This is a genomic window from Acidobacteriota bacterium, from assembly GCA_003696075.1.
GTDB lineage: Bacteria > Acidobacteriota > Polarisedimenticolia > J045 > J045 > J045.
On record RFHH01000006.1, the window covers coordinates 1 to 9,941 of the forward strand.

Annotated in this window: 9 protein-coding genes and 1 tRNA gene; 6 read left to right on the forward strand and 4 right to left on the reverse strand. The window is 72.8% G+C overall.

The window, feature by feature from the left end; all coding sequences use genetic code 11:
* From D6718_00310 to D6718_00330, 5 genes are all read left to right on the forward strand, one after another.
* Nucleotides 1-271, forward strand: a 271-nt coding sequence (locus D6718_00310; protein RMG49114.1) for a TonB family protein, incomplete at its 5' end; no start/stop codon positions are given.
* Between the two features lie 2 nt (nucleotides 272-273).
* A complete protein-coding gene (tolB, locus tag D6718_00315; protein RMG49115.1) occupies nucleotides 274-1,575 on the forward strand; it encodes a Tol-Pal system beta propeller repeat protein TolB in 1,302 nt (433 codons plus the stop codon).
* A gap of 97 nt (nucleotides 1,576-1,672) precedes the next feature.
* Nucleotides 1,673-2,254, forward strand: coding sequence for a peptidoglycan-associated lipoprotein Pal (gene pal, locus D6718_00320; GenBank protein RMG49116.1), 582 nt, complete (start codon nucleotides 1,673-1,675; stop codon nucleotides 2,252-2,254).
* The gene (gene bamD / locus D6718_00325; protein RMG49117.1) at nucleotides 2,254-3,105 is read left to right on the forward strand and encodes an outer membrane protein assembly factor BamD; all 852 of its coding nucleotides are present in this window, start codon (nucleotides 2,254-2,256) and stop codon (nucleotides 3,103-3,105) included. The genes pal and bamD overlap by 1 nt, the downstream gene beginning before the upstream one ends.
* Nucleotides 3,106-3,219: 114 nt before the next feature.
* Nucleotides 3,220-3,495, forward strand: coding sequence for a 30S ribosomal protein S20 (locus D6718_00330; GenBank protein ID RMG49118.1), 276 nt, complete (start codon nucleotides 3,220-3,222; stop codon nucleotides 3,493-3,495).
* Between the two features lie 30 nt (nucleotides 3,496-3,525).
* On the opposite strand, the gene D6718_00335 is transcribed toward D6718_00330, so the two are convergent.
* Genes D6718_00335 through rnr form a run of 3 tightly spaced genes read right to left on the reverse strand, consistent with a single transcriptional unit; the run spans nucleotide 3,526 to nucleotide 7,645 of the window.
* Complete coding sequence (locus D6718_00335) at nucleotides 3,526-4,965, reverse strand: RtcB family protein (protein RMG49119.1); 1,440 nt, start codon at nucleotides 4,963-4,965, stop codon at nucleotides 3,526-3,528.
* A 23-nt stretch (nucleotides 4,966-4,988) separates the two neighbouring features.
* Nucleotides 4,989-5,420 (reverse strand): archease, encoded by a 432-nt coding sequence (locus D6718_00340; GenBank protein ID RMG49120.1) that lies wholly within the window; start codon nucleotides 5,418-5,420, stop codon nucleotides 4,989-4,991.
* A complete protein-coding gene (rnr, locus tag D6718_00345; protein RMG49121.1) occupies nucleotides 5,417-7,645 on the reverse strand; it encodes a ribonuclease R in 2,229 nt (742 codons plus the stop codon). The genes D6718_00340 and rnr overlap by 4 nt, the downstream gene beginning before the upstream one ends.
* Before the next feature lie 133 nt (nucleotides 7,646-7,778).
* Between rnr and D6718_00350 the strand changes: the two genes are divergently transcribed.
* Nucleotides 7,779-7,865, forward strand: a tRNA-Leu gene (locus D6718_00350).
* Between the two features lie 323 nt (nucleotides 7,866-8,188).
* On the opposite strand, the gene D6718_00355 is transcribed toward D6718_00350, so the two are convergent.
* Nucleotides 8,189-8,623, reverse strand: coding sequence for a hypothetical protein (locus D6718_00355; protein ID RMG49122.1), 435 nt, complete (start codon nucleotides 8,621-8,623; stop codon nucleotides 8,189-8,191).
* Between the last annotated feature and the right edge of the window lie 1,318 nt (nucleotides 8,624-9,941).

Below are 9,941 nucleotides of genomic sequence, written 5' to 3' on the forward strand. Positions count from 1 at the left end.
CCTCGTCCTGGCGCGGCTCCAGGAGGCCTGGCGGGATCGGCCCGTCCTTCCGGCCGGCTCGGCGCCGCGCCGGGTGGTCATCGGCTTTCGGATCGCCCGGGACGGGACGGTCAGCGACGCGCGGATCCTCGTTCCCAGCGGTTACACGCCTCTCGATCTGTCGGCGCTGCGGGCGGCGCAGTCGATCGGCCGCCTGCCCCGGCTGCCGCGCAGCTATCCCCACGAACGGCTCGGCGCGCGCTTCGTGTTCGAGCTGGTGCCCCCGAGGTGACGATGACGACAGCCCGCCGCTACCTCGCCCTGACGGCTCTGCTTCTCTGCCTTCCACCGGGCCGCCCCGCTTCCGCCCAGGACGAGCTGACCGGGACGCTTCGGGGCGCCGCGGCGGAGAAGGTCGCGCTGGCGGTGCCTCCCACCCGCACCGGACCGGGTGCCGACGCGGCCCGAGCCGCGGAGATCTCCGAAGTCCTCCGCGCCGACCTCGATTTCTCCGGCTGGTTCGGTCTGCTCGACCCGTCGGGAGAGGGCCGGATCCCTCCGGAGCGCCTCGCCGAACCGGCGGCCTGGCGCGCCGCCGGCGCCGCGTACCTGGTGGACACGAGGCTCGACGAGGACGGTTCCCGCGGCACGTTGACGGTTCTCCTCCTCGAGACGGGATCGGGAGAGGCGCTGTTCCACAAGCGGTGGTACGGATCGCTGCCGCGCGACGTCCGCAGGCTCGCCCACGCCGCGGCCGACGCCGTGGTCGAGGCTCTCACCGGCCGGCCCGGGATCGCGCAGACCCGGATCGCGTTCGTGGCCAAGCGGGGCAAGGCGAAGGAGGTCTACCTGATGGACTACGACGGCGCGCGGGTCCGTCGCCTGACCACCACCGGAACGCTCAACCTTTCCCCCGCGTGGTCGCCCGACGGCCGGCGGCTCGCCTTCCTGTCCTACATCGGCCGCCAGCCGTCCATCTACCTCCTGGACGAGGACGGGCGGGTCACGACGCTCCATCCGAAAGGAGGGGAACTCAACGCCGCCCCCGACTTCTCTCCCGACGGTTCGCAGTTGGCCTTCTCGTCCGACCGGGACGGGAATTCCGAGATCTACCTGTACGAGCTCGCCACCGGCCGCGAGGTCCGCCTCACGCGGCACCCGGCGATCGACACCGCCCCCTGCTGGTCCCCCTCCGGCCGCCAGATCGCCTTCACGTCCGACCGCTCGGGGACGCCGCAGATCTACGTGATGAACGCCGACGGGAGCGCCGTGCGCCGGGTGACGTGGGAGGGCGGCTACAACGAATCGGCCGCCTGGTCGCCCGACGGGGGCCGCCTCGCGTTCGTGAGCCGCATCGCGGGGCGGTTCGAGATCGTGATCCACGATCTCGCTACCGGCGCCGAGCGCATCATCACGTCGGGTCCGGGAAACAAGGAGAATCCGCGCTGGGCGCCGGACGGGCGCCATCTCGTTTTCGCGAGCGATCGCGACGGCGAGTACGCGATCTACTCGATTCGGGACGACGGCCGCGGGCTGAGGAAGCTCACCCGCGGGGAACGGGCCGAAACGCCGGACTGGAGCCCGGTCCGCCGGTGAACGCGGGGAACCGCGCCGCGCGCTGCTATACTCCCGCCCCGCCGACGGCGGTTCTCCTCCGGTTCGCCCGGAAGGCTTCGGCCGCGGGAACACGACGATGAAGCGATCCACGAACAGCGGATGGACGGTGGCGCTCCTGGCCGCCGCCGCTCTGGCCTGCCGCACGGCCCCGGTCCCGCCCCCCGGCGCCGCTGGCCCGGCGGCGGGCGCCGCCGAGGCGGAGCCGGCGAATTCCCCGGCCGGCGAGGAGCTCGGTGCCGAGGGGTTCGGCGAGGGTCTCGTGGCGGCGGCGCCACTCGAAGAGCCGCTCGAGGAGCCGGAGGACCTCGAGGCGGCCGTCGAAGCGAACCTGAAAACGGTCTACTTCGATCTGGACAGCAGCGCCCTGGACGAGGAGGCCAAGCGGATCCTCGAGGAGAACGCGCGCTGGCTGCTCGCCCACCCCGAGGTGCGGATCGTCGTCGAGGGGCATTGCGACGAGCGGGGAACGGTCGAGTACAACCTCGAGCTGGGGCAGCGGCGGGCGCGCGCCGTCCGCGAGTACCTGATCCGGCTGGGTGTGGACGGCGACCGGATCGGCACGATCTCGTACGGGGAGCTGCGCCCGGCCGACCCGGGCCATGGGGAAAGCGCGTGGGCCCGCAACCGGCGGGCCGAGTTTCGCGCCGAGAGGAAGTGATGCCCATGCGACACCTCGCCTTCGCCACTCTCGCCGCGCTCGCCGGGCTCGCCTCGGCCTGCGCGACGGCGGCCCCCGGCGGCGCGCTGGGGGGTGCCGGTCGGGACACCGCCGAGATCCACGATCAGCTGTTCAAGCTGCAAAAGGACACCGCGCGGCTGCTGAAGGCGGTGGAAGAGTCCCGGGCGGCTCCGGGCGGCGCGGCGGCGGCGAGTTGCGCCGACGCCGCGGAGCGGGTCGAGAACCTCGAGCTGCAGATCCACGCGATCCAGGAGCAGATCGCCGCCACCCAGCGGCGGCTCGACGAGGTGCTCGTCGCGCTCCGCACGATGCGAGGGACGCCCTCGTCCGCCTGGGAGGGGAACGCGGGCGGATTCGGCGCCGGCTCCGTCCCGCAGGCGCCGGAAGCGGGTCCCGCGGCCGCGGGGGCGGCCGAGCCGCCCGCGGCCGAAGCGCCGGCCGGGGGCTCGCCCACCGATCTGTTCAACGGCGCCTACGCCGACTACTCCCGGGGGAAGTTCGAGCTGGCTCTCGCCGGCTTCGAAGCCGCTCTTCGCGCCGATCCTTCCGGCCCCCTCGCCGACGACGCCCAGTACTGGATCGGCGAGACCCTGTACGCCATGGGGCGCTACCGGGAGGCGGCGGACGCCTTCGACGCCGTGATCACGCGGTATCCGGAGGAGGACAAGCTGCCGGCGGCGCATCTCAAGAAAGGGCTCGCCCTGTTCGAGGCGCGGGAGACGGCCGCGGGCGTCGGGGAGCTGCAGTACGTCATCGAGACGTGGCCCGACTCGGACGAGGCGCGGATCGCCCGCGAGTACTTCAAGCGCAAGGGAATCGTGGCCGAGTGAGCCTCGGGGCCGGTTTGACAACCGGGCGGCCGGCGGAGAGAATCGCGCGCTTGCGGGCCGCCGTCCGGCGGACCGGTCCGGGGCCCGCCCCGGCCAACGGAGAGGTGTGAAGCGATGGCGAACCACAAGTCGGCCGCGAAGCAGGCCCGCAGGAGCGCGGCGCGCCGCCTCCGCAACCGCTTCTGGCGGTCCCGGATGCGGACGCAGATCAAGAAGTTCCGGAAGGCCCTCGAGCAGGGCGACCTCGAGACCGCCAAGGCTCTGCTCGCCCCGACCCTCGGGCTGGTCGACCGCACCGCCAGGGCGGGCGTGATCCACGACAACACGGCCTCGCGGTACAAGTCGCGGCTGCAGCGCGCGTTCAACAAGTCGGCGGCGAAGGCCGGCTAGGCCGCCGGCCGGCCCCTGCGCGGGCCTCCCCTATCCCTTCACCACGGCGAGCGGCCGCAGGCGGGCGAGACGCCGGGCCAGCCCGGCGCCCTCCACCGCCTCCACGACGAGCGCGACGTCCTTGTACGCCTCGGGGATCTCCTCGAGCACCGTGGCCATCCCGGCGGCACGGACGATCACCCCCCCGGCCTCCAGCTCCCGGACCACGGGGCGCCCCCGCGCCGAGCGCTTCGCCGCCTTCCGCGACAGGCGGCGCCCGGCGCCGTGGCACGACGAGCCGAAAGCCTCGGCCGAGCCCTGCGTTCCGAGCAGGACGAACGAGTACCGGCCCATGTCCCCGGGGATCAGCACCGGCTGCCCCGTCTCGGCCAGTTCCTGCGGGAGCGCCGGGTGCCCGGGCGGGAACGCGCGCGTCGCCCCCTTGCGATGCACGCAGACCGTCATGGACGAGCCGCCGACCTCGTGGCGCTCGAATTTCGCGATGTTGTGGCAGACGTCGTAGACGGTCCGCAGCCGGTGCTCCGCGGGAGGGATGCCGAGGTCTCGCTCGAGCGCTTCCCGCACCCGGTGGGCCATGACCGTGCGGTTCGCGAACGCGAAGTTGGCGGCGGCCGCCATCGCGCCCAGGTAACGGCGCCCTTCGTCCGACCGGATGGGCGCGCAGCAGAGCTGCCGGTCGGGAAGGTCGATGCCGTACCGCGCCGCCGCGCGCACCATCACCTTGAGGAAGTCGTCGCAGACCTGGTAGCCGAGTCCCCGGGACCCCGAGTGGATCGAGATGGTCACCGCACCCGGCGCCAGGCCGAGGCGGCGGGCGGCCTCGGGGTCGTAGACCTCGTCGACGTACTGGACCTCGACGAAGTGGTTCCCCGACCCGACCGTGCCGAGCTGCGCGCGCCCCCGCTCGAGCGCGCGCTCCGACACCTGCGAAGGGTCGGCCCCCTCCAGCACCCCTCGCTCCTCGATCCGGCTCAGCTCCGAGCGGTCGGCCAGGCCGCGCTCCACCGCCCAACCGGCACCGTCCCGGAGCACCCGGAGCAGCTCTTGGCGCGTGAGCGGCTGTCCGGCGGCGCGGGAGCCGACGCCGGCCGGCACGCGGCGGAACAGCGCATCCGCCAGCTCGACGATCCGCGGCGCGATCTCCTCCCGCGGGAGCGAGGTGGCGAGCAGCCGGACCCCGCAGTTGATGTCGTAGCCCACCCCCCCGGGGGAGACGACACCTTCCTCGGCGTCGAAGGCGGCGACCCCTCCGATCGGAAAGCCGTAGCCCCAGTGGATGTCCGGCATCGCGAAGGAGTGCCCGACGATGCCCGGAAGGTGCGCGACGTTGGCCACCTGCTCCGGCGCGCGGTCCTGCTCGATGGCCTCGATGAGCCGTTCGTCGGCGTAGATCAGCCCCGGCACGCGCATCCCGCCCTGGCGCGGGATGCGCCACCGGTAGGGATCCACCCGCTCGAGCCTCACGCCCATCGGTTCCGCCCGTTCGGCCGGCGTCACAGGTCGAAGACGACCCGCGCCTGGAAACCCCGCGCCGTCCGCCGCAGCGCGAGATCATGATAGGTCACGGCCTTGATTTCGGTCTTGTAGCGGTGCCGCTCCGGGTCGAGCGCCTCCCCCCAGATCCGGCCCCGCAGCCGCGTGACGCCGTCGAGCCTCACATCGAATCGGCCATAGACCCGCCGCCGTTCCATCGCCCGGCCGAGAAGCTCGCCGAGCCAGGAGACGAGCAGGAGGTCGGCGTCCTCCTCCTCGAGCTCGACCGTCTCGGTCTCTCCGTCCTCCCCCACGCGTTCGATATCCACGATCAGATCGAACATCGCCGCCGCGGCCCGCTCGAACAGCAGCGGCAGGGTCGGAGCCTCCAGCACGATGCCGGTGTCCGCGGTGTGCTCGTACAGCTCGTAGGCGGGGCGCCCCCGGGTCATCGGCCCCGCCTCCCCGCCCTTCCACGGCCGCGCCTCGCCGCCGTTCCGCGGCCGCTGCGGCGGCGGCCGCCGCCGGGCCCGGTCTCGGCCCCGACCAGCGAAAAGTCGACCAGATGCCGGAGGAGGTCCACGCGGTCGACGCGGACCCGGACCACCTGGCCGATCCGGAAGACGCGGCCGGTCTTCGACCCGATCATGCGCAGCCGCCTCGCGTCGTACCTGAAATACTCGTCACCGAGCCGCCGCACCGGAAGCAGCCCCTCCACGAACGGCTGGGGAATCAGCACGGTGAGGCCGTGCGGGGCCACCTCCACGATCCGCCCCTCGAACTCCTCGCCGAGACGCTCCGCCATGAAGGCGGCGACCTTCCACGCGATCGACTCGCGCTCGGCCGCCTCGGCGTCACGCTCGAGCCGGGAGCATTCGCGGGCCAGGTCGGGCAGCCGCTCCCGCCGGTCCGCCGCGACGTCGGCCCGCTCCCGCACCCGGTGGCGGAGCCGCCGCAGGGCGCGGTGCGCCACGAGGTCGGGGTAGCGGCGGATGGGCGAGGTGAAGTGCAGGTAGCGCCTCAAGGCGAGTCCGAAATGCCCCAGGCAAACCGGATCGTAGCGGGCGAGGGACATCGTCCTGAGCACCATCCGGACGACGAACGGCTCCTCCGGGCGGCCCGAGGCCTGCTCCAGGAGAACGCGGAAATGGGCCGGCGTCGCGTCGACGGGATCGACGTCGAGCCGGTAGCCGAGGCCGCCCAGCGCCCGCATCAGCTTCTCGACGCGGTCGGGGTCGGGCCGCTCGTGCACGCGGAACAGGCAGGGTGCCCTCCGCGCCGCGAGATCGCTGGCCACGGCCCGGTTGGCGGCGATCATGAACTCCTCGATCATCCGGTGCGCCGCCGTCCGCCGGCGGGCCACGATGTCCTCCGTTCCGCCCGTCAGCGCGAGGCGGAGCTCCGGCTCCGGGAGGTCGAAGTCGATCGCCCCGCGCCGCGCGCGCTGCGCCTCCAGCTTGGCCGCGAGCTCCGACGCCGCCTCGAGCATCGGCAGCAGCTTCCCCAGCGCGCGGCGCGCCTCCGGGCGCCGCTCCTCGATCGCGGCGGCGACCTCCTCGTAGGTCAACCGGGCCTGCGAGCGGATGACCCCGTCGTGGCTGCGCCACCGGCGGGCCCGGCCCTCGCCGTCGAAGTCGATCGTGACGCCCTGCGTCAGCCGCAGCTCGTTCGGAACCAGCGAGCAGAGGTGGTTGCTCAGCCGCTCCGGCAGCATCGGAATCACGCGATCGGGGAAGTAGACGCTCGTTCCCCGGCGGAGGGCTTCGGCGTCGATCGGCCCGCCTTCCTCGACGAAGTGCGCCACGTCGGCGATGTGGACGTGCAGCCGGTACCCGCCGTCCCGGGTTCGCTCGACCGAGATCGCGTCGTCGAAGTCCTTGGCGCTCGCCCCGTCGATCGTCACGACCGTCTGGCCGGTGAAGTCTTCCCGGTCCTCGAGCGACCACCGGCCGGGGTCGTCCGGAAGGGCCTCGGCCGCGCGAAGCACCTCCTCCGGGAAGCGGGGATCGAGATCGAACTTCCGGATGAGGACCTCGACGTCCGCCCCCGGCTCGTCGGGGCGCCCCAGACGCTCGACCACCCGGCCCCGCGCCGGGCCCGCTCCGCTCGGCGGGGTCTCCAGCGATACGCTGACGAACTCGCCGGCGCGGGCCCCCGCCGTGCGGCCTTTCGGCACCAGGATGTCGAAGCCGTAGCCGGCGTCGATCGGCTGGACGACCCCACCTCCGGAGTAGGTCGGTTGGAACGCGCCGACCAGAACCTTGCTCTTCCGCTCGAGCACCCGGACGATGGTCCCTTCCCGCCGGCCGTCCGGTTTGACGTCCGTGATGCGGGCGGCGACGAGATCCCCGTGCAGGGCGCCCCCCGCCCCCCCGATCGGGATGTACAGGTCGATCTCCGACGGATCGTCCGGGACCACGAAGCCGAACCCGTGCGGGTGCCGCGTGTACCGGCCGACGACGTCGCCGAGCACCCGCGCCGAACCGAAGCGGCGCCCGCGGAGCGCCACCAGGCGCCCCTCCGCGACGAGTTCGTGCAGGCGCCGGCGCAGCTTCGGGCGAGAGCGGGCCGGAAGGCCGAAGGCCTCGGCGATCTCGCGCACCGTCGCAGCCAGTCCCGGGCGCTCCTCGAGCCAGGTCAGGATCCGCTCATCCGCCGGCAGCGTGCGCTGGGCCACCGGGTCCTCCTCGCTTCCGCTCCTTCGGGGAGCGTGCGCGCAGCATAACGCCCCCCCGCGGGTTGACGCCTTCCCCCGCCTCGCCTACGATTTGCGGCCGGCGCCTTCGGTTCCCGGACCGGGCTCCGGCGCTGCCGAAGTGGCGGAACTGGCAGACGCGCATGGTTCAGGACCATGTGGGGGCAACCCCGTGGGAGTTCGAGTCTCCCCTTCGGCACCAGCAGATCCGGTCACTCCGCGATCCCGTCCCTCACACCGCGCGACGCCCAGCCCGGCACGGCATGACGCCGCGAACATCCGGCGACCGGTTCGGGTGGAGTCTCGTCCGGCGGCTCGTCGCGCGGCGCCCCGACCGCTTCTGCGGCCTGGCGCTCGCCGACTCCCACCGCTCGCCGCCGGGGCGGTCCGGCAGCCGGCCGGTCCAACCTCTCGCGAGCATCGAGCGCGCGCCGGCCGCCGGAGGGAACCGCCGCCGTGGACGCCGCCGGCCGTCGGCCCCCTCACCCGGGCCGGCCGGCTTCGTGCGCCCGCCGGCGGGCGCGGTCAAGGCTCGACGGACGGCACCGGGCAGCGGGGAAGCGCCGACGGATCGCGTCCAGCGAGCCTCCCGCCGGTCGCCGATCGACCGATGCGCCGCTCGGTCCCGAACGTGACCGCCGTGAGGAAGTAGACCGCTTCCCCGGGCGCGGGGTCCGGCGCGGTGTCTGGGAACGTGAGCCGGTCGCCCACGTTCGAGCCGGCGCCGTAGGCGCATTGCAGCGGCTGCGCGCGCGACAGGTCGAGCGGCTTCGTCAGCGAGCCGTAGTAGGTATCGAAGGAATCGGCCCGCTCGAGTCCCTCCGGCATATACGGCACCGTGAATCCGAACGCGGGCGGCGACGGGGTGTAGGTCTGCATGATCTCGAAGAGCGTCGCGAAGCCTTCGAACGCAAGCAGCCGAGAGACGGTATCGTACGCTGAACAGGATCCGCGACACACTGAGTGCGCCAGCAGCAAGAGTCGCCCCTTCGTCCGATCGAACGCGATCGCTCGTTCACCCGATTGCACATGATTGGCGTCCACGATAAGAGCATCTACCTGCCAGCTCACCGAATCCGCACAGCGGTCGTCAATATAGGCGAGCAGCCTCTCGCTGTGCCCGTCCGAGATCCAGAGCCGCGTGCGATTCAAACGTCCGCTGCCGCAGAGTTCCGGCAAAAGGACCATATCGACCCGTAGCATATTCCCTTCGTTGTCGAGGACTCGTGCCTCGCTAGTGAACGTGCAGGAAGGCCGGGTTCCAGGTAGGTTCGGATCGTGGCAGTCCGAGTTCACAGCCACGCAGCGGAATTGCGGATCGAGCACCACCCAATCGCTGCAATCGAGCGGCTGCCCCGGCGAACTCGCCAGCGCGGCGGTCCCTCCTGCCGCGAGCGCGAGCACGGCTCCTCTCCACATGACGCACCTCCTCGCCGGGATTCTACGGCGATCACGCAAGGCACGATCGGCGCCGGGCGGCGCGGGGCCGAATCGCCCGTTCCGCCCAGCGGCGGAAACGAAGTTCGCCGGTGCACGTTTCACGGCGCCTTCCCATCGCCACGCCTCGGCGAACGCCCGTCTTGGGACTCCTCGCGCTCACGGCCGGCGCCTTCCCGGACCGCCGCTCGCAAGAGAGGCCCTCGTGCCGGCCATCGCCCTCGGGATACGACCGCGCTGCTTCGACGCGGCGGTGGCTCTGCGCGACTCGAAACAAGGGCGTGCCGCCGCCTGCCGGCGCCGGCCGGCACGCCCGACGGCTCCTCGCGCGACCTCGGCCGCGGGCTGACGCGGTCCCGCCGGCTGTCCGGCAGCCTTCCGGCGACGCGCCCGTGCCGCGCGCCCCGCTGCCTTTCCTGCCGGGATGCCCCAGGCGGTGGGAATCGCCGCCCGACGCCATGTGAGGTGCTTCCCCAACGGTGCGTCTTTCGTCGCAACTCGATGAGTCCTGGGAGGTTGGCGCGCGGAACCGCCCGCTTGACGTTAAATCGGCGCAAGGTGCCGGTCTTTCATCGAGTTGGCCGGCATAGCGCACCATGGAGGGTGCACCTCCGACGCCATCGACGGCTGGGGTGTCGCCGGGAGCGTCCGGCCGGCCGCCGGCGCGACCCCCGGGCCGGTCGGCGGGGCGGCTGGAATCCCGGTCCCTCGGCGCCCCCTGCTCAGGTCCGGCGGGCCGGCTTCGCGCCGTCCGCCGCGGGACGCTTGAGGCTGATCTCCCGGAGGCCGTCCCGGCGGAGGCTGATCGCCTCGACGACGAGGGGCCGGACGATCCGGTGGA

What these genes read in the sequence shown, in the direction of transcription:
- tolB (RMG49115.1), top strand. Translation starts at nt 274, where the DNA reads ATGACGACAGCCCGCCGCTACCTCGCCCTGACGGCTCTGCTTCTCTGC.
- pal (RMG49116.1), top strand. Translation starts at nt 1,673, where the DNA reads ATGAAGCGATCCACGAACAGCGGATGGACGGTGGCGCTCCTGGCCGCC.
- bamD (RMG49117.1), top strand. Translation starts at nt 2,254, where the DNA reads ATGCCCATGCGACACCTCGCCTTCGCCACTCTCGCCGCGCTCGCCGGG.
- D6718_00330 (RMG49118.1), top strand. Translation starts at nt 3,220, where the DNA reads ATGGCGAACCACAAGTCGGCCGCGAAGCAGGCCCGCAGGAGCGCGGCG.
- D6718_00335 (RMG49119.1), bottom strand. Translation starts at nt 4,965, where the DNA reads ATGGGCGTGAGGCTCGAGCGGGTGGATCCCTACCGGTGGCGCATCCCG.
- D6718_00340 (RMG49120.1), bottom strand. Translation starts at nt 5,420, where the DNA reads ATGACCCGGGGGCGCCCCGCCTACGAGCTGTACGAGCACACCGCGGAC.